General features: G+C 70.7%; 27 protein-coding genes. 14 read left to right on the forward strand and 13 right to left on the reverse strand.

Annotated elements, in window-relative coordinates; genetic code table 11:
- Nucleotides 1–18: 18 nt before the first annotated feature.
- Both AB0N80_RS12870 and AB0N80_RS12875 read right to left on the reverse strand, forming a co-directional pair.
- Nucleotides 19–1101: a HAMP domain-containing sensor histidine kinase gene (locus AB0N80_RS12870; RefSeq protein ID WP_363578915.1), complete on the reverse strand. Its 1083-nt coding sequence runs from the start codon at nt 1099–1101 to the stop codon at nt 19–21.
- Nucleotides 1094–1762: a response regulator transcription factor gene (locus tag AB0N80_RS12875; protein ID WP_315992937.1), complete on the reverse strand. Its 669-nt coding sequence runs from the start codon at nt 1760–1762 to the stop codon at nt 1094–1096. The genes AB0N80_RS12870 and AB0N80_RS12875 overlap by 8 nt, the downstream gene beginning before the upstream one ends.
- A 57-nt stretch (nt 1763–1819) precedes the next feature.
- On the opposite strand from AB0N80_RS12875, the gene AB0N80_RS12880 reads away from it, so the two are divergent.
- Complete coding sequence (locus AB0N80_RS12880; RefSeq protein WP_363578916.1) at nt 1820–2323, forward strand: metallophosphoesterase family protein; 504 nt, start codon at nt 1820–1822, stop codon at nt 2321–2323.
- A gap of 84 nt (nt 2324–2407) precedes the next feature.
- Nucleotides 2408–3010, forward strand: coding sequence for a M15 family metallopeptidase (locus AB0N80_RS12885; RefSeq protein ID WP_315992935.1), 603 nt, complete (start codon nt 2408–2410; stop codon nt 3008–3010).
- Nucleotides 3011–3152: 142 nt separating this feature from the next.
- Here AB0N80_RS12885 and AB0N80_RS12890 read toward each other — a convergent pair whose 3' ends face one another.
- The 3 genes from AB0N80_RS12890 to AB0N80_RS12900 all read right to left on the reverse strand — a co-directional run bounded on the left by AB0N80_RS12890 (nt 3153) and on the right by AB0N80_RS12900 (nt 5017).
- The gene (locus AB0N80_RS12890; RefSeq protein ID WP_315994568.1) at nt 3153–4268 is read right to left on the reverse strand and encodes an acyl-CoA desaturase; all 1116 of its coding nucleotides are present in this window, start codon (nt 4266–4268) and stop codon (nt 3153–3155) included.
- Between the two features lie 244 nt (nt 4269–4512).
- Nucleotides 4513–4716, reverse strand: coding sequence for a cold-shock protein (locus tag AB0N80_RS12895; RefSeq protein WP_013583139.1), 204 nt, complete (start codon nt 4714–4716; stop codon nt 4513–4515).
- Nucleotides 4717–4732: 16 nt separating this feature from the next.
- Entirely contained in the window at nt 4733–5017 is a 285-nt protein-coding gene (locus AB0N80_RS12900) for a hypothetical protein (RefSeq protein ID WP_315992934.1), read from the reverse strand.
- A 229-nt stretch (nt 5018–5246) separates the two neighbouring features.
- Here AB0N80_RS12900 and AB0N80_RS12905 point away from each other — a divergent pair, with 229 nt between their 5' ends.
- Both AB0N80_RS12905 and AB0N80_RS12910 read left to right on the forward strand, forming a co-directional pair.
- Nucleotides 5247–5597, forward strand: coding sequence for a biopolymer transporter Tol (locus tag AB0N80_RS12905; protein ID WP_363578917.1), 351 nt, complete (start codon nt 5247–5249; stop codon nt 5595–5597).
- 52 nt (nt 5598–5649) lie between these two features.
- Nucleotides 5650–6141, forward strand: coding sequence for a pyridoxamine 5'-phosphate oxidase family protein (locus AB0N80_RS12910; protein ID WP_363392363.1), 492 nt, complete (start codon nt 5650–5652; stop codon nt 6139–6141).
- Between the two features lie 67 nt (nt 6142–6208).
- Here AB0N80_RS12910 and AB0N80_RS12915 read toward each other — a convergent pair whose 3' ends face one another.
- Nucleotides 6209–6337: a hypothetical protein gene (locus AB0N80_RS12915; RefSeq protein WP_315992931.1), complete on the reverse strand. Its 129-nt coding sequence runs from the start codon at nt 6335–6337 to the stop codon at nt 6209–6211.
- Nucleotides 6338–6448: 111 nt separating this feature from the next.
- Here AB0N80_RS12915 and AB0N80_RS12920 point away from each other — a divergent pair, with 111 nt between their 5' ends.
- Both AB0N80_RS12920 and AB0N80_RS12925 read left to right on the forward strand, forming a co-directional pair.
- Nucleotides 6449–6604, forward strand: coding sequence for a DUF2256 domain-containing protein (locus AB0N80_RS12920; RefSeq protein ID WP_315992930.1), 156 nt, complete (start codon nt 6449–6451; stop codon nt 6602–6604).
- The gene (locus tag AB0N80_RS12925) at nt 6601–8040 is read left to right on the forward strand and encodes a cryptochrome/photolyase family protein (protein WP_363578918.1); all 1440 of its coding nucleotides are present in this window, start codon (nt 6601–6603) and stop codon (nt 8038–8040) included. The genes AB0N80_RS12920 and AB0N80_RS12925 overlap by 4 nt, the downstream gene beginning before the upstream one ends.
- Before the next feature lie 178 nt (nt 8041–8218).
- Here AB0N80_RS12925 and AB0N80_RS12930 read toward each other — a convergent pair whose 3' ends face one another.
- On the reverse strand, nt 8219–8434 hold the full coding sequence (locus AB0N80_RS12930) for a DUF2945 domain-containing protein (RefSeq protein ID WP_315992928.1): 216 nt from the start codon (nt 8432–8434) through the stop codon (nt 8219–8221).
- A 182-nt stretch (nt 8435–8616) separates the two neighbouring features.
- On the opposite strand from AB0N80_RS12930, the gene AB0N80_RS12935 reads away from it, so the two are divergent.
- Nucleotides 8617–10146 carry a catalase gene (locus AB0N80_RS12935; RefSeq protein WP_363392358.1) on the forward strand — a complete coding sequence of 510 codons (1530 nt, stop codon included), beginning with the start codon at nt 8617–8619 and terminating at the stop codon, nt 10144–10146.
- 94 nt (nt 10147–10240) lie between these two features.
- Here AB0N80_RS12935 and AB0N80_RS12940 read toward each other — a convergent pair whose 3' ends face one another.
- The 3 genes from AB0N80_RS12940 to AB0N80_RS12950 are packed head-to-tail and all read right to left on the reverse strand — an operon-like array spanning nt 10241 to nt 12473.
- Nucleotides 10241–10870 carry a hypothetical protein gene (locus tag AB0N80_RS12940; protein ID WP_363578919.1) on the reverse strand — a complete coding sequence of 210 codons (630 nt, stop codon included), beginning with the start codon at nt 10868–10870 and terminating at the stop codon, nt 10241–10243.
- Nucleotides 10867–11700, reverse strand: coding sequence for an endonuclease/exonuclease/phosphatase family protein (locus AB0N80_RS12945; protein ID WP_363578920.1), 834 nt, complete (start codon nt 11698–11700; stop codon nt 10867–10869). The genes AB0N80_RS12940 and AB0N80_RS12945 overlap by 4 nt, the downstream gene beginning before the upstream one ends.
- Nucleotides 11700–12473, reverse strand: coding sequence for a glycosyltransferase (locus AB0N80_RS12950; RefSeq protein WP_315992924.1), 774 nt, complete (start codon nt 12471–12473; stop codon nt 11700–11702). The genes AB0N80_RS12945 and AB0N80_RS12950 overlap by 1 nt, the downstream gene beginning before the upstream one ends.
- Before the next feature lie 117 nt (nt 12474–12590).
- On the opposite strand from AB0N80_RS12950, the gene AB0N80_RS12955 reads away from it, so the two are divergent.
- Genes AB0N80_RS12955 through AB0N80_RS12965 form a run of 3 tightly spaced genes read left to right on the forward strand, consistent with a single transcriptional unit; the run spans nt 12591 to nt 14786 of the window.
- A complete protein-coding gene (locus tag AB0N80_RS12955; RefSeq protein ID WP_315992923.1) occupies nt 12591–13334 on the forward strand; it encodes a sulfurtransferase in 744 nt (247 codons plus the stop codon).
- Between the two features lies 1 nt (nt 13335).
- Nucleotides 13336–14289, forward strand: a complete 954-nt coding sequence (locus tag AB0N80_RS12960; RefSeq protein WP_363578921.1) for a membrane dipeptidase — start codon at nt 13336–13338, stop codon at nt 14287–14289.
- On the forward strand, nt 14286–14786 hold the full coding sequence (locus AB0N80_RS12965; protein WP_363578922.1) for a GNAT family N-acetyltransferase: 501 nt from the start codon (nt 14286–14288) through the stop codon (nt 14784–14786). The genes AB0N80_RS12960 and AB0N80_RS12965 overlap by 4 nt, the downstream gene beginning before the upstream one ends.
- 49 nt (nt 14787–14835) lie before the next feature.
- On the opposite strand, the gene AB0N80_RS12970 is transcribed toward AB0N80_RS12965, so the two are convergent.
- From AB0N80_RS12970 to msrB, 3 genes are all read right to left on the reverse strand, one after another.
- Nucleotides 14836–16071 (reverse strand): NAD(P)/FAD-dependent oxidoreductase, encoded by a 1236-nt coding sequence (locus AB0N80_RS12970; protein WP_315992920.1) that lies wholly within the window; start codon nt 16069–16071, stop codon nt 14836–14838.
- A gap of 190 nt (nt 16072–16261) precedes the next feature.
- The gene (msrA, locus tag AB0N80_RS12975) at nt 16262–16816 is read right to left on the reverse strand and encodes a peptide-methionine (S)-S-oxide reductase MsrA (protein ID WP_315992919.1); all 555 of its coding nucleotides are present in this window, start codon (nt 16814–16816) and stop codon (nt 16262–16264) included.
- A 44-nt stretch (nt 16817–16860) separates the two neighbouring features.
- The gene (gene msrB, locus AB0N80_RS12980; protein ID WP_315992918.1) at nt 16861–17319 is read right to left on the reverse strand and encodes a peptide-methionine (R)-S-oxide reductase MsrB; all 459 of its coding nucleotides are present in this window, start codon (nt 17317–17319) and stop codon (nt 16861–16863) included.
- A 191-nt stretch (nt 17320–17510) separates the two neighbouring features.
- Here msrB and AB0N80_RS12985 point away from each other — a divergent pair, with 191 nt between their 5' ends.
- From AB0N80_RS12985 to AB0N80_RS13000, 4 genes are all read left to right on the forward strand, one after another.
- Nucleotides 17511–18338 carry an SDR family NAD(P)-dependent oxidoreductase gene (locus AB0N80_RS12985; RefSeq protein ID WP_363578923.1) on the forward strand — a complete coding sequence of 276 codons (828 nt, stop codon included), beginning with the start codon at nt 17511–17513 and terminating at the stop codon, nt 18336–18338.
- 94 nt (nt 18339–18432) lie between these two features.
- Nucleotides 18433–18861 (forward strand): helix-turn-helix domain-containing protein, encoded by a 429-nt coding sequence (locus AB0N80_RS12990; RefSeq protein ID WP_363578924.1) that lies wholly within the window; start codon nt 18433–18435, stop codon nt 18859–18861.
- A gap of 128 nt (nt 18862–18989) precedes the next feature.
- Nucleotides 18990–19694, forward strand: coding sequence for a DsbA family oxidoreductase (locus tag AB0N80_RS12995; RefSeq protein WP_363578925.1), 705 nt, complete (start codon nt 18990–18992; stop codon nt 19692–19694).
- Nucleotides 19691–20350, forward strand: a complete 660-nt coding sequence (locus AB0N80_RS13000) for an NAD(P)H-binding protein (RefSeq protein WP_363392338.1) — start codon at nt 19691–19693, stop codon at nt 20348–20350. The genes AB0N80_RS12995 and AB0N80_RS13000 overlap by 4 nt, the downstream gene beginning before the upstream one ends.
- Nucleotides 20351–20446: the final 96 nt, after the last annotated feature.

A 20446-nucleotide genomic window follows, 5' to 3' on the forward strand; every position in this document is an offset into this window, starting at 1 on the left:
GCGCCGCTCGCGCCGCGATCAGCGCGGCAGACGAAGCCGCGCGTGGAGGCCCCCGCCCTCGCGCGGCCAGAGTTCGAGCACTCCGTCATGCGCGCGCGCGACCGAGGCGACGATCGCGAGGCCCAGCCCCGTCCCGTCCCCACGCCCGCGCGTCCGGCCGGCGCCGCGCACGAACGGCTCCGGGAGCGTGGCGACGAGGGCGTCCGTGAGCGGAGCCCCGGTGTTGGCGACGTCCACGAACACCTCGGCGGCATCGCTGTGCACGCCCACGCGCACCCAGCCGCCCGGGACGTTGTGCACGACGGCGTTGCGCACGAGGTTGGTCACCGCTTGGGCGAGGAGCGTCTCGTCGCCATGGGCCGTCACCTCCGAGGCGGTCTGCGCCGTCAGCGCGACACCGGCGTCGTGAGCGCTTGACTGCGCCTCGACGACGGCCGCCCGGACGACGGAGCCGACATCGACGGAGCCGCGCGGCAGAGGCGTCGTGCTGCCGGCGCGCGACAGCAGGAGCAGCGCTTCGGTGAGTCGGATCGCACGTTCGTTGGTGGTGTCGAGCCGGTCGAGGAGCGTGTCGATGTCGACCCCGGCCGGATCGGCACGCGCCACCTCCAGCATGGTGCGCATCGTCGCGTGCGGCGTGCGCAGCTCGTGCGACGCGTTCGCGGCGAACCGCTTCTGCTCGCGGAGGGTCTCGCCGACACGTTCGAGCATCGCGTCGAAGGTGTCGGCCAGATCGGTGAGCTCGTCGCGTCGGCCGGGCTGGGCGACGCGCCGTTCCAGATCGCCGCCCTGCACGGCGCGGGCGGTGTCGGTGATGCGGGTGAGAGGCCGCAGCATGATGCCCGACACGACCCACCCGCCGCCGAGGCCGACGACCGCGAGGCCCGCCACCGTGTACCAGGCGTATCGCACGAACGCCTCCGTCAAGTCTCCGCGCGCGGGGGTGAACGCGCCGCTGTCGGAGAAGAGGTTCCCCTCCGGCAGGAAGCGCAGCACGAGGAACCCGAGCGCGAAGACGGCGACACCGACGATCACGACGAACGCGGCGTAGCTCAACGTGAGCTTGACGCGCACCGACAGGCCGGGTGCGCGCTCATCCATCGAGCGGACCCATGCGGTAGCCGACGCCCGGAACCGTCTGGATGAGCCAGGGCTCGCCGAGGCGCTTGCGGAGCGTGGAGATGGTGATGCGCACGGCGTTCGTGAACGGGTCGGCGTTCTCGTCCCACGCGCGCTCCAGCAGCGCCTCGGCGCTGACGACCCCGCCCCTCGCGGTCATCAGCACCTCCAGCACCGCGAACTGCTTCCGCGTCAGCGAGACGTATCGACCGTCGCGGTAGACCTCGCGGCGGAACGGGTCGAGGCGGATGCCGTCCTGGTCGAGCACCGGTGGGGCGGAGGCCGCAGGGCGCCGGGCGAGAGCCCGGAGGCGCAGGACGAGCTCGCGCAGCACGAAGGGTTTGGTCAGGTAGTCGTCGGCGCCGCTCTCGAACCCCGACGCCTTGTCGTCGAGGCGGTCGGCCGCGGTCAGCATCAGGACGCGGGGCGCGGTTGCACGGGCAGCCAGGTCCCGCGCGATCTCGTCGCCGTTCGGGCCCGGGATGTCGCGGTCGAGCACCACGACGTCGTACGCGGTGTAGCCGAGCAGTTCGAGAGCGGTGTCGCCGTCGCCGGCGATATCGGCGGCGATCGCCTCGAGCCGGAGGCCGTCACGGATCGCCTCGGCGAGGAAGGGTTCGTCCTCGACGATCAGCACGCGCATCCCGTCATCGTAGGCGGGCGGGGATATCGCCGACGTATGCGTCGGTAGCGTGGACGCATGCCGACGCGACTTCTGCTCCTCGCCGACACGCACGTGCCGAAGAGGGCCCGAGCTCTCCCCACGGCGGTGCGGCGGATGGCATCCCGGGCCGATCTCATCGTGCACGCCGGCGACTGGGTCGAGGAGAGCGTGCTCGACGATCTGTCGGCGATCGGACCCGTGCGGGGGGTCTGGGGCAACAACGACGGGGACGGCCTGCGGACGCGTCTGCCCGAGGTGGCCCGTGCCGAGATCGACGGGGTGCGCCTCGCCGTGGTGCACGAGACGGGCGCCGCCGCGGGGCGGGAGAAGCGCATGGATGCCGCCTACCCCGACACGGACGTGCTCGTGTTCGGGCACAGCCATATCCCGTGGGACTCGCTGACCCCCGCGGGACTGCGGCTGCTCAACCCCGGCTCGCCCACCGATCGGCGCCGCCAACCGGCGTGCACGGTCATGACGGCGACGCTGTCGGACGGCGCCGTCCGCGACGTGCTCCTGCACGAGGTCTCGCGCGACTGATCGTGACCGGTCCGGACGGGACTATCGCCGTCGTATGCCCGGCGGCATACGCTCCGGCAACGGTCGTCGCGATCGACTCGTGGCATGCGTTCGTCCCGGTCTCCACGCCCCGTCCGTCGTCGCCTCCTCGTGCTGCTCGTCGGCGCCGGCGGGGCGATCGTCGTGCTCATCGCCGCCCTCGTCGTCCTGTCGACGGTGACCGCGTCGTCGTTCGTCGCGGGGATCAGCGCTGCGGTTCCGTTCCCGCCGACCGAGGCCGACGGCATGATCCCGGATGCCGAGCCGTTGACGCCGGCCGATGACGGGCATCCGGCACTGGGACGCCTCGACGCCGAGCTGCTCGAGGCGTTGCGGGCCGCGGCGGAGGTGGCCGACGACGACGGGATCTCGTTCGACATCACCAGCGGATGGCGAAGTGAGGCCTATCAGCGCTGGCTCCTGCAAGAGGCGATCCGCACCTACGGCAGCGAGGAGGTGGCTCGCGAATTCGTCGCGACTCCCGAGCAGTCCAGCCACGTGACCGGGCACGCCGTCGACATCGGATCGCTGGACGCCCAGCTGTGGATCATCGAGCACGGCCGCGAATGGGGCCTCTGCCAGACCTATGCGAACGAGAGGTGGCATTTCGAACGGGCGACGACGGACGGCGGCGAGTGTCCTCCGCCGCTCGCGGATGCGCGCGGGTGACGGCGCCCGCCCGAAGGTGCACCCGGGTGCGTCGAGGGGTGGCGTTCTCACCGCCCTCGCTCACCGCGCGCTCGAACAAGCCCGGCCGCGGATCACGACGGCGCCGCGCCCCGGAGGGCACGGCGCCGTCGTTCGACGGGGATTACTCCGCGTTGAGGTGGCGCGCCGCCGAGGTCATCGGGCACTCGAACGGGTCGCGGGCAGCGAGGCCCACCCGGTTGAGGTACCGGATGACGATCCCGTAGGACTGGAACAGCGTCGTCTCGACGTAGGGCACGTCCATCGTCGCGCAGTGCTCGCGCACGATGACGCGGGCGCGGCTGAGGTGCGGGCGCGGCATGTTCGGGAACAGGTGGTGCTCGATCTGGTAGTTGAGCCCGCCCATGAGCCACGTGGCCCACCAGCCGCCCGAGACATTGCGCGAGGTGCGCACCTGCTTGCTGAAGAAGTCGAGCTTCGCGCCGGGCTCGATGACCGGCATCCCCTTGTGGTTGGGCGCGAAGGACGCGCCCATGTAGATGCCGAAAACGGCGACCGAGACGCCGAAGAACGCGAATGCGAGGCCCACCGGCAGGAAGACGAAGATCGGGGCGATGAAGATCGTGTGGCGCAGGGCGAGCAGGCCGAGCTCCTTCCAACGGTCCTTGTTCTCGCCGCGCGAGAGCAGGTGACGGAGCGCCAGGACGTAGAGGTTGATGCCCTCGAAGGCCAGCAGTGGGAAGAAGAGATAGCCCTGGCGCTGCGTGATCCAGCGCTGCACGCCGCGCGCCTTGGCGGCGTCGACGTCGAGGAACGAGATCGTGTCGATCTCGATGTCGGGGTCTTTGCCGACGCGGTTCGGGTTGGCGTGATGCCGGGTGTGCTTCGATGCCCACCACGAGCGGCTCATGCCGACGATGCCGTTGCCGATGAAGAGGCCGAGGCGGTCGTTGGCGGGGCCGGAGGCGAAGATCTGCCGGTGGGCCGCCTCGTGCGCGAGGAAGGCGACCTGCGTGAACAGGATGCCGAGGACCGCGGCGATGATCAGTTGGAACCAGCTGTCGCCGAGGAGGATGAAGCCGGTGATGCACCCGGCGAACCCGAGCACGATCGCCACGGCGACACCCGCGTAGAACCGCGGGGTGCGTACGAGCAGCCCGCTCTCGCGGACCACCTGCGACAGCTCCGTGTAGGCCTTGGTGATCGGGGGGAATTCCTTGGTTCCGGAATAGGTCTGACGTACGGGGCCGAGGCGGGACTCGGCGACGGGGGTAGCGATCTGCTGCTCCTCGGGTGTGCGTTCTGCGGAGGTCGGGCCGACGGCTTCCCGACCCGAGGTTCACATTACGGGTCGCCGTATAAAGGCCCCGGAATACATCCACATGTGCAGGAGCCTCACGGGAAACGGAAACATCCGCGCGTGCGAGCGCCCCCGCGACGGCCGGGCCGCCGCCGCCCGGGAACGACGAAAGCCGGGGCGTCGCGTCGGCGACGCGCCCGGCTCTCGTGCAGAGGAGCGGAGCTCAGAGGGGGCGGATGTTCGCCGCCTGCATGCCCTTGGGGCCCTGCTCAGCGTCGAACTCGACCTTCTGGGCCTCGGTGAGCTCCTTGAAGCCGTTGCCCTGGATCGCGCTGAAGTGCGCGAACAGGTCGGCCGAGCCGTCATCGGGAGCGATGAAGCCGTAGCCCTTTTCGGAGTTGAACCATTTCACGGTGCCAGTGGCCATCGTGTTCTTCCTTTATTCATGTTGGGCCGCAGATGCGACCGTGGGTGCCGCTCCGACGCGTGCGGAGCGGACGGGGACGCCGCGGCACCGAATCGGTGACACGGACGCGGTGCCCGTCGACCGCGGCCTGAGCCGCGACGACGGACGCATGGACGCCGAGGTTCTCGCCGAGCGGACCTTGGGCTTCGTAGCCCGAGGTGGCCGCGCCGACGAAACCGGCGTAGTCGGATCCGGCCGTCGCGACGTAGACGTCGAGATCGGCCTGGCGCCACGACAGTGGCGAAGGGTGAAGCAAAGACACAAGAACTTTCCGCGAGTGCGACGCGAGGACCGAGGCCGTCGAGCGAGGCACGCGATGGGTGAGGGAGGGAATGCTGTCGGAAACGGCTCGGCGCCGTGCGCCCGGCATCTCAGCGATGAGGCGGGCGTCGATGAAGCAAGTCCCAGAACGAATACCTCCACGCTAGCACGGATGCCCGAACGCCGCCCGGGAACTTTCGACGGCCGGCGCGGTGCGCTGGACTGGGCGCATGGCATCCACCGATCCGGCCGCGTCCGACGACGAGCGCTGGCTGGTCATCGACGGCAGGCGGTGGCGTCGGACGGACCCGTTGCTTCCGGAGGATCTCGCCACGGCCCTGTGCTCCCACCTGGGGAGGGCGCGTGCGGCGGTGCGCGTGGCGAAACGCGACGGGGATGACGACGCCACGGCCGACGCCCGGTCTCGCGTGGGGCTGGCCAAGGCCGGGTTGGGCGAACGAGGGCCGAAGTGGTGGGACGACGAGGTCGCGGCGCGGCTGTCGCGGGCGCGCGAGGCGCTGGCCGAGCTCGACCGCCTCGCCCCTCCGAGAGCAGACGGTGCGCCCGCCGTCAACACGTAGCGCGTCGAGGATCGAACCGCTGGGCTGGGACCTCCACGATCGAGGGAGAGTCATGTCATCCACTGTTTCCGAGCTGGAGAAGCTCAACGAACTGCTGAAGAAGTTCCGCTTCGCCATGGTCACCACGCGGGCCGAGAACGGCGACCTGCACGCTCACCCCCTCACCGTGCAGGAGACCGAGTCCGACGGAGATCTCTGGTTCATCGTCGGGACGCACGCCTCCGCCGTCGAGCACGTGCGTCGGGACCCGAAGGTGGGGTTGTCGTTCAGCACCGACGGCACGTGGCTGTCGCTCGCGGGGGAGGCCGAGGTCGTCGACGACCTCGCCAAGCTCAAGGAGCTGTGGTCGACGAGCGTCGAGGCGTGGTTTCCGGACGGCCCCGAGGCGCCGGGCGTGACGCTGCTGAAGGTCTCGACCTTGACGGGGGAGTACTGGGGCAGCGCGGGTGGACGCATCGCGACGGCGATCGCGCTCGTGACGTCGAAGGTGACGGGTGATCGCCCGCGAGGCGGCGAGAACGAGACGTTCGACCTGACCGACTGACGACCCGACCGGGGCGGTGCCGATCCACCGGCACCGCCCCGACCCGCGGGTGCGGGGAGAGGCGGCCTCAGCCGCCGGAGGGGTTGTCGACGGGGGTGTCGTCGTCGTCGGTCGTGGGAACCGACGGTGCGTCGGCGGTCTCGAGCTCGTCGGGCTCGTCGGCGGTGTCGGGGGTGCGTTCGGCGAAGGTGTCCATGACGGCACCCGACCACTCGTCCGATCCAGGCGCACGGGCCTTGCGCGCAACGGTTCGTCGTGAGAGCGCAAGCCCCCGAGTCGGGCCCCGGCGCTTTGCGACGATGACGGCATGTCACGACCCGAAGTGCGCTCCAAGCCCTGCGCGTATTGCGGCCGCCCGTTCAGCGACCGCAAGCGCTGGAGCGGACGCGATCAGTGGGACCAGGTGCTGTACTGCTCGCGCGGATGCCGGTCGAAGGCCGCGGCTCAGAGGCGCAGCGCATGAAGGCCGCGCTGATCCTGGCCACCCAGCAGTTCGCCGAGCACCCCGCGTACGTCGACGACGAGGTCGAGGAATTCTTCTTCATCGAGTCGGCACCGCGGTTCGCGAAGCTGCCGTACCACCGGCACAAGATCGTGCTGCTGGTGTCGGCCATGCGGCACACGGCGGCGCGGCTGGAGGCCGAGGGCCGGACCGTGCGGCGCATCACCCTCGACGACGACCTGACGTTCAAGGCGGGCCTCGAACGCCTGCTGAAGAAGCACCACGTGTCGCGGTTGACCTGGATGAGCGACCCGAACCGTCCCGTCGACGAGCGCATCGCGCGGATCTGCGCCGACCACGACGTCGACACGGACGTGCTCTCGGACGGGCTCTTCCTCACGCCCGAGGAGGACGTGGACGGCTGGTTCGCGGAACACCCCACGCCGCTCATGGAGGACTTCTACCACTGGCAGCGCCGGCGCACCGGCATCCTGATGGACGGCGGCAAGCCCGCGGGGCGTCGCTGGAACTTCGATGCCGACAACCGTAAGGCCCTGCCGAAGAAGGGCGTCGAGATCCCGCCCCTGCCGCAGCTCGCGCACGACGAGATCACGCGCGGGGTGATCGCGGAGGTCGATGAGCTGTTCCCCGGGCACCCGGGCGCGGCGGAGGAGTTCTGGCTCCCGGTGACCCCCGAGGACTCCCGCGACTGGCTCGACGTCTTCGTCGCGGAGCGCCTGCACGACTTCGGCCGCTACGAGGACGCGATGAAGGCCGACGAGCCGTTCCTCTTCCACGCGATCATCTCGCCGATGCTGAACATCGGGCTTCTGACCGTCGAGGAGGTGGTCGCCGCAGCCACCCGCACGGACGCCCCGCTGGCATCCGTCGAGGGGTTCGTCCGCCAGGTGATCGGATGGCGCGAGTACATGCGCGGCATGTACCGGGCACACCCGAAGCTCGAGCACGTGAACGCGCTGCACCTCGAGCAGCGGATCCAGAAGTACTGGTATTCGGGGGAGCGGATGCCGAAGGACCTGCCGATCCCGGTGCGCACGGTGCTGGAGCGCGTGCACCGGTGGGGGTACGCGCACCACATCGAGCGGCTGATGGTGCTCGGCAACTGGTTCCTCCTGCAGGGCTACGCGCCGCGGCAGGTGAACGCGTGGTTCCTCGCGCTGTTCGTCGACGCGTACGACTGGGTGATGGTGCCCAACGTCATGGGCATGAGCCAGTTCGCCGACGGCGGGTTCGTCGCCACCAAGCCCTACGTCTCGGGCGGGGCGTATCTGCAGAAGATGGGCTCGTGGTGGCCGTCGGCGCAGGATGCCAAGGACTCGGCGTTCACCGAGGCGTACTGGGAGTTCCTCGAGCGGCACGAGGACGTGCTGGCGGGCAACCACCGGCTGGGGCTCGCGCTGGCGCAGATGAGGAAGCGGCGCGACGCGAAGGAGTAGCGATGGGTGCCGGTCCTCGACGGTCTCGCGGAGCGGAGGTGCCTGAGCCTGTCGACGTCACCGGGTGACGTGTGGGGCCCGGTCCCTTCGACAGGCTCAGGGGCCTCTGCGGCGGCCCGGGTCCTTCGGCGGGCTCAGGACCGGGGTGGTCGCTGAGCCCGCCGGCGCGACCGCGCGGTCAGCTCTTGAGCTTGTTCAGCGACGAGCCCTTGTGCGCCGCGGTCGAGCCCGACTTCTCCGACTTCACGATGTAGGCCGGGTCGTCCTCGGACGCCGTGAACTTCTGGCCGTCGTGCTGGAAGTCCTTCGTCTTCTTCTCCACGACCTCGCCCTGCGTCTTGCCCTGCGGGGTGTCCCAACTGACGCGATCGCCCTTCGACAGATCCTTCGACATGTCATGTCCCTTCGGTTCGTGTGGGGCCATGGTTTCGAGGCCGCGGGGACGTCCGCGGGGGATTGACAGCCCCCGGACAGTAGGTGCTTCGCGCGCGAAGCGCAACACCCCCTCGATGTCGGAGGGGGTGCGTAGCGTCGGCGTGGGCCTTTCGTTTCGCGGCCCACGACGTGAGGAGAGCCATGACCGAGCCGACCACCACGAACGGCGGCGCACCCGTCGCCAGTGACGAGCATTCGCAGAGCGTCGGAGCCGACGGCTCGATCGCGCTGACCGACCACTACCTGATCGAGAAGCTCGCGCAGTTCAATCGCGAGCGCGTCCCCGAGCGCGTCGTGCACGCGAAGGGCGGCGGAGCGTTCGGCACCTTCCGCACGACCGGCGACGTCTCGGCCTACACCCGGGCCGCGTTGTTCCAGCCCGGCGTCGAGACCGAGATGCTGGCGCGCTTCTCGTCGGTCGCCGGCGAGCAGGGCAGCCCCGACACGTGGCGCGACCCCCGCGGGTTCTCGCTGAAGTTCTACACGACCGAGGGCAATTACGACCTCGTCGGCAACAACACCCCCGTCTTCTTCGTCAAGGACGGCATCAAGTTCCCCGACTTCATCCGGTCGCAGAAGCGCCTCCCCGGCAGCCACCTGCGCGACAACACCATGCAGTGGGATTTCTGGACGCTCTCGCCCGAGAGCGCCCACCAGGTCACGTGGCTCATGGGCGACCGCGGCATCCCGGCGTCCTGGCGGCACATGAACGGCTACGGCTCGCACACCTACCAGTGGATCAATGCCGACGGCGAACGGTTCTGGGTGAAGTACCACTTCCACACCGACCTCGGCCACAAGACGCTCACGCAAGACGAGGCGGATCAGATCGCGGGCCAGGACGCCGACTTCCACATCCGCGACCTGTACGCGGCGATCGAGCGGGGCGAGTTCCCCACGTGGACGCTGAAGGTGCAGATCATGCCTTACGAGGATGCCAAGACCTACCGCTTCAACCCGTTCGACCTGACCAAGGTGTGGCCGCACAGCGACTACCCCGAGATCGAGGTCGGCACGATGGAGCTGAACCGCAACCCGGGCAACTACTTCGCCGAGATCGAGCAGGCGGCCTTCGAGCCGTCGAACTTCGTGCCCGGCATCGACGGCAGCCCCGACAAGATGCTGCAGGCGCGCATCTTCAGCTACGCCGACGCGCACCGCTACCGCGTCGGCACCAACTACCAGCAGCTGCCGGTGAACCGTCCGCACGCCGAGGTGCACTCGTACTCGAAGGAGGGCGCGATGCGCTACGAGTACAACCCGCCCGAGGTGCCCGTCTACGCGCCGAACTCGGTGGGCGGACCCGCGGCCGACCCGCGACGCGCCGGCGACGGCGGCTGGCACAGCGACGGCGAACTCGTGCGGTCGGCGGCGACGCTGCACCCCGAGGACGACGACTGGGGTCAGGCGGGTGCCCTCGTGCGCGAGGTCATGTCGGCCGAGGAGCGCGACCGTCTCGTCGAGACGATCGTCGGGCACGTCGGGGGAGTGACCCGGAAGGACGTCCGCGATCGTGCCGTGCAGTACTGGAAGAACGTGGATGCCGAGACCGGATCGCGTGTCGAGGCGGGCCTCCCGCCGCTCGAGGACTCGACCGCTCCCGGCGAGCAGCTGAGCGAGCCGAACCCCGACGGCGACCTCGTGGGAACGGACGTCGCCGGCACCATCTGAGTCGGCCATCTGAGTCGGCACCGTCGACGGCGAACGCGCCGGTCCCCTCGGGGCCGGCGCGTTCGCGTCCGTGCGGTCCCGCCGGGGCGGGGCGTCAGAGAGCGGCGCGATCCGTGCGCGTCAGGCGCCAGCGGGAGGCCAGCACTCCGGCGATCAGCGCTCCCGCGCCCCCCGCGATCATGTCGCCGATGGTGTCGTCGTACGTGACGAAGATGGCGTCGGTGATGAAGCGGTAGCCGAACCACTCGACCATCTCCCACACGGCGCTGAGCGCGAGCCCCGCCGTCGTGGCGACGAGGATCGGCGTTCGGCGTCGGCCGGTCGGCTCGATCACCCGAGCGTCGTCGAGGAGCACGAGCGCGACGGCGGCCAACACTCCCGTGCATACGGCGTGGACGATCAGATCCCACCCCGTCCACGCGCGGTACAGGTCGATGACGTTGCTGCCGGCCGCGATGAACACGGTGACGCACGTGACGAGGTCGAGTCCGGAGCGCAGGCCGATCATGCGCGAGAGCATCACCGCCGGCAGTGACATCGACAGCACGGCGAAGTCCGTGAACGGCAGGGCGAACAGCGAGACGATCACGATCACGATCGCCGCCGCGCGCACCGCGTCGGCGAGCCAATCGGTGACGCTGCGCGGCGGGCGCTTGAGGTTGGCGTACATCGCCGAGAGCAACGGCATCCGCTGCTCTTCGGACGGCGCGCGGTGAGCGGTCACCGTGGGCTCCCGACGGGGATGCGTACCACGGCCTGCACGGGGAGGTGGTCGCTCGGCCACTGCGTCCCGGTGGGGCGGGGGTCGATGCCCACGGCGCGCACCCCGACCTCGGGGGTGGCCAGCAGCGCGTCGATGCGCCGAGCGCCGACCCGCGGGGTCGCGTAGTTGTTGAATGTGCCCCACTCGGCCGACCGCCGCGCGTGGGCGTACGACCAGGTGTCGACGAGTAGTGCGTCGGCGAACATGCCGGCGAGCTCGCCCGAGCGCACGTGCGCGTTCACGTCGGCGGTGAACAGCAGCGGTCCCGCCTCGGCGGCGACCAGATCGTGCAGCCAGGTGGCCGACCGCCGCCGCGCGCGCCGCGAGAAGGCGTCGAAGTGCGTGTTGACGAAGGTGAAGCCCGCGCCGGTGGCGAGGTCGCGCAGGTGCGCGATCACGGCGATACGTGGGATCGTGTTGCCCCACCCGGTCGATCCGGGCACCTCGGGGGTGTCGGAGAGGGCGACCTGGCGCCAATCCTCCACCTCGATGCGGTCGCGGTCGTAGAACAGGGGAGTGCCCTCGCCGCCGCGGTCCTTGCCGCGCCCGAGACCGAGGCGCCCGTAGCTCGAGCCCAGGGAGTCCTGCACCCACTGCGCCTGGTCGGGCATCGCCTCCTGCGAGCCGAGGAGGTGCGGACGGTTCGCGCCGAGGAACGTGCGCAACCGTTGCTTGCGCATCGGCCAGCGGTCGGCGGGCGGCCAGGTGATGCGGTCGAAGCGTCGGCGGATGTTGAAGCTCATCACGTGCAGGTCGGGAGCCTCGACGTCGGGGAACAGGATGCCGGCCATCAGCGCGCCCCCTCGCTGAGGGGGCGCACGGCACGCCGGCGGGCCACACGCACCCACCGGGCGACCGGGAAGTCCCGCGGCCAGTGCGCGAACACCGTGCCCGCGCCGCGGCGGAAGCACCGCGCGAACCGCCCCGGCTCGACGGTCCGCGATGACACGCGCATGTGGTGCCCCGGGACGTGGCGGATGCGGTGCCGCTCGCCGAGGTGGTAGGCCAGGTCGAGGTCGTCGTGCAGCTCGGGGTCGAGGTGCACCTCGGCACGCACGTCCTCCCACGCCCGCCGCCGGAACGCCATGTTCGACCCCCAGAGGGGCGTGTGACCGAGGGCGGGGACGGCGAAGGCGGTGTAGGTGCCGAGGAAGGCCCGGGCCATCGCCACGCGCCCGGCCGCCGGGCCGTCATGGAACACGGCACCGCCGGTGACGGCATCCACGTCCGTGTCCTTCAGCGCCTCGACCATGCTCGCCACCCAGGTCGCCGCGGGGATGCTGTCGGCGTCGAGCCGGAGGATGAGGTCGCCCCGCGCGGCGTCGTAGCCCGCGGCCGCAGCGGCAGGGATGCCGCGCTCGCCGCAGAAGACCACGCGCGTCCCCGCGCCGCGCGCGACGGCGGCGCTGTCGTCGCGGGAGTCGTTGTCGACGACGACGATCTCGTCGGGGGCGAGGGTCTGCGCGGCGAGCGCTCCCAGGCACCGCCGAAGGTGCGCGGAATCGTCGCGGACGGGGATGACCACGGAGACGGTCACGGTCGACGGCACGGGGCCAAGGGGCACGCTTCCTCCCGGGGACGAGTCTTCCCACGCTAGGCGATCGACGCGGGGCGTTTCCCGGCTTGACGCCGGCGTCGCACGATGACACGCGCACGTGCGGGCTTTCGTAGGGTGGAGGTCATGGCATCCGCATCCACCCTGAACGTGTCGGCGTACCTGTTCACGCCGCTCGACGACCCGGCAGCCCTCCGGGACGCACTGCGCGAGCAGGCCGGGGCGCGGGGGCTGCGCGGGACGATCCTGCTGGCCGAGGAGGGGATCAACCTCTTCCTGGCGGGGTCCGCCGACGAGGTGCGCGGTTTCGTCGACGATCTCCGGACCGATGCGCGTTTCGCGGCCCTGCAGACGAAGGAGAGCTGGTCGGACGCCGTGCCCTTCGGCGCACTGCGGGTGAAGGTGAAGCGCGAGATCATCCGCATGGATCGCCCCGAGGTGCGTCCGCAGGACGGCCGGGCACCCGCCGTGAGCCCGGAGACCCTGCGCCGGTGGCTCGACCGTGGCAGCGACGACGACGGTCGCGAGGTGGTGCTCGTCGACACGCGCAACGCTTTCGAGGTCGACTACGGCACCTTCGCCGGGGCGCTGGACTGGCGCATCGACCGGTTCACCCAGTTCCCGGCTGCTGCGAGCGCGCACCGCGACGAGCTCGTCGGCAAGACGGTCGTGAGCTTCTGCACCGGCGGCATCCGCTGCGAGAAGGCGGCGCTGTACCTGCGGGACGAGGGCGTCGAGGCGTACCAGCTCGACGGCGGCATCCTCGGGTGGTTCGACGCGCAGGGCGCGGCGCACTGGAGCGGCGACTGCTTCGTGTTCGACGAGCGCGAGGCGCTCGACCCCGCGCTCGCCGCGCGGGTGGGGGCCTGACGTGATCTGGGACCAGCACGCGTGCGCCGAGCTCGTCGAGACCGCCGACCTGACCGAGCTGCACCGCTATCGCGGCGGCGGGGGCGGCCTGGTGTCGCTGAACGTCGGCTTCGCCCCGCACGGCCCCGAGGTCGCGGCATCCGTCCTTCACTCCTTCCGTGCGCAGGTCGAGGCGATCGAGGGGCTCGCGCTGGCGGCATCCGTCGAGGACGTCGACCGCATCGCCGCCGCCGGGGACACCGCGGTGGTGTTCGACCTCGAAGACGTCGCCCCCCTCGGGGGAGACCTCGGCGCGGTGGCCGCTCTCACGGCCCTGGGTGTGCGCACCCTCGGGCCGGTCTACAACCACGCCAACGCCGCCGGCGGCGGGTGCCTCGACGCGATCGACGACGGCCTCACCGCGTGGGGTCGCGATCTCGTCGCCGAGATGAACGTTCGCGGCATGGTGCCCGACGGCTCGCACGTGGGGGCGCGCACCACCTTCGACATGTGCGCGGTGTCGACCCGACCGGTCGTCTTCAGCCACTCCAACCTGCGCGCCGTGTGGGATCACCCGCGCAACATCACCGACGATCAGGCCCGCGCCGTCGCCGACACCGGGGGAGTGGTGGGCGTGACCGGCGTCGGCATCTTCCTCGGGCCCAACACCCCGACGCTCGAGGCGATGGTGCGCCACATCGAGCACGCCGTCGGAGTCGTCGGCATCGCGCACGTGGGCGTGAGCACGGACTTCTCCTTCGACTGGGAGACCTTCCGCGACGTGCTGGCGACGAGCCCCGAGCTCTACGACGCCAGCTACACCGCGTGGGGACCGGTCGAATGGATGCCGCCGGAGACCTTCGTTCAGCTCGGCGGCGCCCTCGCGGCGCGGGGCTGGGCCGACGCCGACATCGCCGCGGTGCTCGGCGGGAACTTCCGCCGCGTCGCCCTCGAGAGCTGGGAGGCTCACGCATGACCGCATTCCCCGACGACGCCGTGCTGCGCCGTGCCCGACCCGGTGACGAGGACGGCATCCTCGCCTGCATCCAGGCCCTCGCCGACTACGAGAAGGAGCCGGATGCCGTCGAGAACACCGCGGCGATGATCACCGCGACGCTGTTCGGCGACGAGCCGCGCGCGTTCGCGATCGTCGTGGCCGGCCCCGACGACGATATTCGCGCGATCGCGATCTGGTTCCTCACCTACTCCACGTGGACGGGCACGCACGGCATCTGGCTCGAGGACCTCTACGTGCACGAGCAGTACCGCTCGCACGGCTACGGGGTCGCTCTGCTCTCGGCGCTCGCCGAGGAGTGCGTGCGGCGCGGGTATTCGCGCCTGGAATGGACGGTGCTGGACTGGAACGAGCCGGCCATCGGCTTCTACCGTGCCCTCGGAGCCGAGGCGATGGAGGAGTGGACGACGCGCCGGGTGACCGGCGAAGCGCTGCAGGCGCTGGCTCAGCGGGGATGACGCAGCGTCCACGTCGAACCGCGCCCCGGCTGACCGGGGCCACGCCGGTTCACCGCCCGAGGTCGGCCCGTACCGCCTCCGCGGCCCGCTGACCCGACACGAGCGCGCCCTGGATCGACGCCGTGTCGCGGTGATCCCCGGCGACGTAACGGCCGTCGCCGAGCCGCACGGGACGCCGCCGTCGCAGCGGTGGATCCTGCACGGGGAGGGCTCGGGCGATGTCGTCGCGACGCAGCAGGCGCCAGGGGCGGGTGTCGGCATCCCAGATCTCGGCGAGCTGGCGACGGATGCCGCTCTCCGACGCGTCCGAGGGCAACACGCACGTCGCCTGGATGAGGTGCTGCCCCCGCGGCGCGTAGGTCGGGGCGGTGTTCGTCATCACCGCGGTGTTCACCACCGGGCCGCGACGACGGCCGTCGACCCGGAGCGCGCCGTCGTCCGTCGGTGCCTCGTCGGCGGCGAACCACCACGTCTGCAGGCCCCGCGGCGCGGCGAGCGACACGTCCAAGGCCGGGTCGAGACCGGTGGCGAGGATCACGGCGCGGGCGGTCACGGCATCCTGACCCTCGATGCCCACATGCCAGCCGTGCGCTCGCCGCCGGGTCGAGACCACCCGGTGCGACAGGCGGATGCCGGCTCCCGCTCGCCGGGCGGCGTCGGCGAGCTGCGCGGGGAGGGCGCCGATGCCCGCGGCGGGAACGCCCGGGCGCCCGAGCGCGAAGCTGCGGATGAGCAGGCGGACGAACGCGTCGGAGGTCTCCTGTCGGTCGTCGGCGAGCACGCCGGCCAGGAAGGGTTCGAGCACGGCCTCCCGCAGGGGTCCGCGCAGGCCCGCCCGGTCCCACGCCTCGGCGAGAGCGCGGTCGTCGCCGGTCTTCGCCGCCCGGGCGGTCAGGACGGTCGGACCCGCCCACCGAGCGAGGGCGAGGACATCCGTCGGCCGCACGAGTCCGCTCGCCAGCGTCTCGGCCAGCGACGACGGATGCCGCAGCGGGTGCGCGAGCCGCGCCACCCGGTCGTCGAGTCGCACGCCGACCGCCACGGGGAAACGCCGCAGCGCCAGCGCGTCGACGTCGACCCAGCGCCGGATCGCGGGATAGGCCGGGTTCAGCACATGGAAGCCGAGATCGAGGCGGAATCCGTCGACGACGTCGGTGCGCTCCCGCCCTCCCACGGCGTCCCCGGCCTCGAGGACGACGACGTCGCGTCCGGCCTCCGCGAGGCGGGTCGCCGCGCGCAGCCCCGCGAGGCCCGCACCGACCACGATGACGTCGTACTCGCTCATGCCGAGAGCCTACGAAGCGCCGTCGTCCCGGCCGTCGGGCTTGCGCGCGCGGCGTCGGATCCTCGAGTGTCCGGAACACGCCGCATCGCGCGAGGGCGTCCGGCGTGTCCGGGACGCTCGACGGCCTGCAGGCCATCGCGGGGGACGCGAAAGGGCCCGGATGCCGTGGCATCCGGGCCCTCTCGATTCGTTACGCGGAGGCTTCCTCACGCTTGGGCAGCACCCAGCCGGGGCGCACGAAGTGGCACGTGTAGCCGTTCGGGATGCGGATCAGGTAGTCCTGGTGCTCGGGCTCGGCCTCCCAGAAGGGCGCCTCCGGCTCGATCGTGGTGACGACCTTCGCCGGCCAGATCCCCGATGCGTCGACATCGGCGATCGTGTCGCGCGCGACCTTCTCCTGCTCGGACGAGAGCGGGAAGATCGCCGAGCGGTAGCTCGTGCCGATGTCGTTGCCCTGGCGGTTCAGTGTCGACGGGTCGTGGATCTGGAAGAAGAACGCCAGGATGTCGCGGTACGTGGTCTTCGCGGGGTCGAAGACGATCTCGACCGCCTCGGCGTGGCCGGGGTGGTTGCGATAGGTCGCGTGGTCGTTCTGCCCGCCGGTGTAGCCGACGCGCGTGTCGAGAACGCCCGGCTGGCGACGGATGAGGTCTTCGACGCCCCAGAAGCAGCCGCCCGCGAGGACGGCGGTCTCGGTGCCGGGGCGGCGGGTGATCTCGCCGGTGTCGGAAGGTCCGCTGGTCATGCTGGTGCTCCTTTTGCGGTCACGGGTGAAGAGGGTGGAGAGGTTCATGAGGCCCGGCTCTCGCGGAACAGGGGGAGGTAGGCGCCGTAGCCCTGCGCCTCGAGCTCCGCGACGGGGACGAAGCGCAGAGCGGCCGAGTTCATGCAGTATCTCAGGCCGCCGGCCTGGCGCGGGCCGTCGTCGAAGACGTGTCCGAGGTGGCTGTCCGCCCCGGCCGAGCGCACCTCGGTGCGCGTCATCCACAGCGTCCGATCGGTCTTCTCCACGACGGCGACGTCGTCGATGGGCTTGGTGAAGCTCGGCCAGCCCGAGCCGCTCTCGAACTTGTCGGTCGAGGAGAACAGGGGCTGCCCCGACACGACGTCGACGTAGATGCCGTCCTCGTGGTTGTCCCAGTACTCGTTGCGGAACGGCGGTTCGGTCGCGTCGTCCTGCGTGACGGCGAACTGGCGGTCGGTGAGGCGGCTCAGCGCCTCCGACGTCTTCCGGTACTCCGTGCTCACGGTTCGTGTCCCTTCGTCATGGCGACCGGTGTCGGCCGTCACAGAAGAGAACGTCGACCGTGCCGGATTTGGTCCCGCCGGGCTGGGAGCGGCCTGTGAGTTCTGTGACGACTCCGGATGCCGGGGGCAAGCCCCGCCGTCGACGTCGAGGCCGCCGTTAGCGTGGCTGCATCACGACCCAGGAGGCACCCATGACCCGCACCATCGTCATCACCGGCGCGAGCGACGGCATCGGCGCCGCCTCCGCGAAGCAGCTCGCGCAGCTCGGCGAGGAGGTCGTGGTGGTGGGGCGCAATCCCGACAAGACCGCGCGCGTCGCGCGGACGCTCGGCGTGGACTCGTTCGTCGCCGACTTCAGCGATCTGGCCCAGGTGCGCGAGCTCGCGGCATCCCTCCTCGAGCGGTACCCGCGCATCGACGTGCTCGCCAACAACGCCGGGGGCGTGTTCGGCGAGCGCACGCTCACCACGGACGGATACGAGACGACGTTCCAGGTGAACCACCTCGCGCCGTTCCTGCTGACGAACCTGCTGCTCGAGCGCCTCATCGACTCCGACGCCTCGGTGATCCAGACCTCCAGCGCCGCGGCGAAGCTCTTCCCGCGCTTCGACATCGACGACCTGCAGGGCGCTCGCCGCTACTCCTCCACGAACGCCTACGGCAATGCCAAGCTCGCGAACGTCCTGTTCACCAAGGAGCTGAACCGCCGGTTCGGCGACCAGGGCCTGTCGGCGGTGGCCTTCCACCCCGGGGTGATCGCGTCGAACTTCGGGGCCTCCAGCAATGGCCCGTGGAAGTTCCTGTACGGCGGCCCGTTGGCGCAGCGCCTGATGACCTCGACGTCGGTGGGCGGGGCGCGATTGACCTGGCTCGCACTCGGCAAGCCCGGCGTCGATTGGGAGCCGGGCGGCTTCTACGCGAACAACAAGCCCGCGAAGACCAACAAGCTCGCCGACGACCCCGCCGTCGCGAAGCAGCTGTGGGAGCGCAGCGCGGCGCTCGCGGACCTCGCCGACTGACGCGAGAACCCGGGCCAGAGTGCCGGGGGGATCGGGAAGCGGAAGCCTGCGTGGGCACCCGCTTGCTACGGTGAGTCGGTCGAGGAGGCGGGAGATGGCCACGGAGAGGAAAGCGGTGGGTCCCTGCGCCATGTGGCCCGAGGACAGCGCCTTCATCAGGGAAGTACTGGATCGCATCGGCGACAAGTGGACCGTCCTGGTGCTCAGCACCCTCGGTGAACGGACGCTGCGCTACTCCGACCTGATGGCGAGCATCCCGGGCGTCTCGCAGCGCATGCTGACGGTCACCCTGAAGGCGCTCGAGCGCGACGGGCTCGTGGAGCGACGGGCGTACGCGGAAGTCCCGCCGAGGGTCGAGTATCGGGTGACCCCTCTGGGCAAGTCTTTGCAGCAAGCCGTCCTGCAACTCTCGCAGTGGGCGGTGGAGAACCACGCGACGGTGGCGGCGAACAGAGCCCTGCACGAGCGGATCGGTGTGGGCCGAGCCGGCTCTCGCGCCGAGACGTCAGCCTCCGTCGGCTGAGGCGGCGGCGGGGCCACGCCGGTTTCGCACGCGCACCTGCGCCTTCGTCGGGCACACGGGAGTGCCTTTTGTGAACGATCTTCCACAGTCGGATGATGTTGCTACGCACTACAAGTGAGGTAAGCGACATGACTGATGACAACCCGTCTGAGACGTCCCGACCCGTCGTGATCGAGGTCTGGAGCGACCTGGGGTGCCCCTGGTGCTACGTCGGCAAGCACCGGCTCCAGGAGGCGATCGCCGGGCGCACCGACGGAGACCGATTCGAGCTGCGTCTGCGCTCCTTCGAACTGAACCCGGGTGCCCCGACGACCCCTGAGACGATCGAGAGCGCCTTCATCCGCTCGCACGGCGGCGACGCGCAGATCGTCGTCCACGCGGAGCGGCGCATCCAGGCTCTCGCACAGAGCGAGGGACTGCCGTTCTCGGTCGACCGATTGAACGCGAACACCTCCGACTTCCACCGCGTCTTCCAGTTCGCGCAGGACCAGGGCGTCGGTCTCGAGTTCTTCTCGCTCGTGCAGGACCGGTTCTTCGCGGGCGACCTCAACCCGTTCGCCGCGGATTCTCTCTCGGCGGCCGGCGCCGAGGTGGGCCTCTCCGCAGACCGGGTCCGCGAGGTGCTCGCCGGAGACGAGTACGCCGATGCGGTCCGTGAAGACATCGAGGAGGGCCGGCGTCTGGGCGTGCAGGGTGTGCCGTTCGCGGTCTTCGACCGTCGACTGGCCGCGTCCGGGGCCCAGTCCGTGAATGGCTACGCGCACGCGCTCGCCCAGACCATCGCCTCCGCCCCTTCAGAACCGACGCCGCCGACGGAAACGGAACGCCCATGACCACCCTCCTCGTTCTCGGCGGCAGCGGACGCACCGGCGTCCATGTCCTGTCCCAGGCAGTCGAACGCGGTCATCGCGTTCGCGCGCTCGTTCGCAACCCCGACGCCCTCGTGGCACCCGATGGCGTCGAGCTCGTCGCCGGAACCCCCGCTCGCATCGACGACATCCGCCGCGCCGCGGAAGGCGTCGACGCGGTGGTCAGCGCGTTGAACAACTCGCGCGCCAGCGACAACCCCTGGGCCACACCCGTCAGCCCGCCCGCGTTCATGACCGACGCGACCCGCGACACCCTCACGGTCATGACGGAGAACGGCATCCGCCGGATCGCCGTCGCCTCCACGCAGGGCGCCGGCGATTCCTGGCCCGCGTTGAACCCCCTGATGAAGGGGCTCATCAAGACCTCCGGAATCCGCCACGGGTACACCGATCATCACGGCGTCGATGCGGTCATCCGCGCGTCCGACGTGGAATGGGTGATGGCCCGCTCGGTCGCCCTCTCCGACGCGCCCTCCCGCGGAGCCGCGCGCGCCGCGCTCGTGGGCACGGAGAAGCCGGGGTTCAGCATCAGCCGCGCCGACGTCGCCCGCTTCCTCCTCGACTCCCTCGAAGACGACACCTGGCTCCGACAGGCGCCGCTGATCTGGAACGACCGCTGATCCTGCTCTCCTCGGCGCTGCTTCTCCGCCCGGCCGTCCCCGTCGCGCCTCGGGTGGGAGCCTCCCGCGCGCCCCTCTCACGACAGAGCCCGCCGC

This window comes from Microbacterium sp. NPDC089188, from assembly GCF_040685155.1.
GTDB lineage: Bacteria > Actinomycetota > Actinomycetes > Actinomycetales > Microbacteriaceae > Microbacterium > Microbacterium galbum.

Coding starts and splice junctions, on each gene's coding strand:
- AB0N80_RS12870 (WP_363578915.1), bottom strand. CDS start 1,101: ATGGATGAGCGCGCACCCGGCCTGTCGGTGCGCGTCAAGCTCACGTTG.
- AB0N80_RS12875 (WP_315992937.1), bottom strand. CDS start 1,762: ATGCGCGTGCTGATCGTCGAGGACGAACCCTTCCTCGCCGAGGCGATC.
- AB0N80_RS12880 (WP_363578916.1), top strand. CDS start 1,820: ATGCCGACGCGACTTCTGCTCCTCGCCGACACGCACGTGCCGAAGAGG.
- AB0N80_RS12885 (WP_315992935.1), top strand. CDS start 2,408: ATGCGTTCGTCCCGGTCTCCACGCCCCGTCCGTCGTCGCCTCCTCGTG.
- AB0N80_RS12895 (WP_013583139.1), bottom strand. CDS start 4,716: ATGGCCACTGGCACCGTGAAATGGTTCAACTCCGAAAAGGGCTACGGC.
- AB0N80_RS12905 (WP_363578917.1), top strand. CDS start 5,247: ATGGCATCCACCGATCCGGCCGCGTCCGACGACGAGCGCTGGCTGGTC.
- AB0N80_RS12910 (WP_363392363.1), top strand. CDS start 5,650: ATGTCATCCACTGTTTCCGAGCTGGAGAAGCTCAACGAACTGCTGAAG.
- AB0N80_RS12915 (WP_315992931.1), bottom strand. CDS start 6,337: ATGGACACCTTCGCCGAACGCACCCCCGACACCGCCGACGAGCCCGAC.
- AB0N80_RS12920 (WP_315992930.1), top strand. CDS start 6,449: ATGTCACGACCCGAAGTGCGCTCCAAGCCCTGCGCGTATTGCGGCCGC.
- AB0N80_RS12925 (WP_363578918.1), top strand. CDS start 6,601: ATGAAGGCCGCGCTGATCCTGGCCACCCAGCAGTTCGCCGAGCACCCC.
- AB0N80_RS12930 (WP_315992928.1), bottom strand. CDS start 8,434: ATGTCGAAGGATCTGTCGAAGGGCGATCGCGTCAGTTGGGACACCCCG.
- AB0N80_RS12935 (WP_363392358.1), top strand. CDS start 8,617: ATGACCGAGCCGACCACCACGAACGGCGGCGCACCCGTCGCCAGTGAC.
- AB0N80_RS12945 (WP_363578920.1), bottom strand. CDS start 11,700: ATGGCCGGCATCCTGTTCCCCGACGTCGAGGCTCCCGACCTGCACGTG.
- AB0N80_RS12955 (WP_315992923.1), top strand. CDS start 12,591: ATGGCATCCGCATCCACCCTGAACGTGTCGGCGTACCTGTTCACGCCG.
- AB0N80_RS12965 (WP_363578922.1), top strand. CDS start 14,286: ATGACCGCATTCCCCGACGACGCCGTGCTGCGCCGTGCCCGACCCGGT.
- AB0N80_RS12970 (WP_315992920.1), bottom strand. CDS start 16,071: ATGAGCGAGTACGACGTCATCGTGGTCGGTGCGGGCCTCGCGGGGCTG.
- msrA (WP_315992919.1), bottom strand. CDS start 16,816: ATGACCAGCGGACCTTCCGACACCGGCGAGATCACCCGCCGCCCCGGC.
- AB0N80_RS12985 (WP_363578923.1), top strand. CDS start 17,511: ATGACCCGCACCATCGTCATCACCGGCGCGAGCGACGGCATCGGCGCC.
- AB0N80_RS12990 (WP_363578924.1), top strand. CDS start 18,433: ATGGCCACGGAGAGGAAAGCGGTGGGTCCCTGCGCCATGTGGCCCGAG.
- AB0N80_RS12995 (WP_363578925.1), top strand. CDS start 18,990: ATGACTGATGACAACCCGTCTGAGACGTCCCGACCCGTCGTGATCGAG.
- AB0N80_RS13000 (WP_363392338.1), top strand. CDS start 19,691: ATGACCACCCTCCTCGTTCTCGGCGGCAGCGGACGCACCGGCGTCCAT.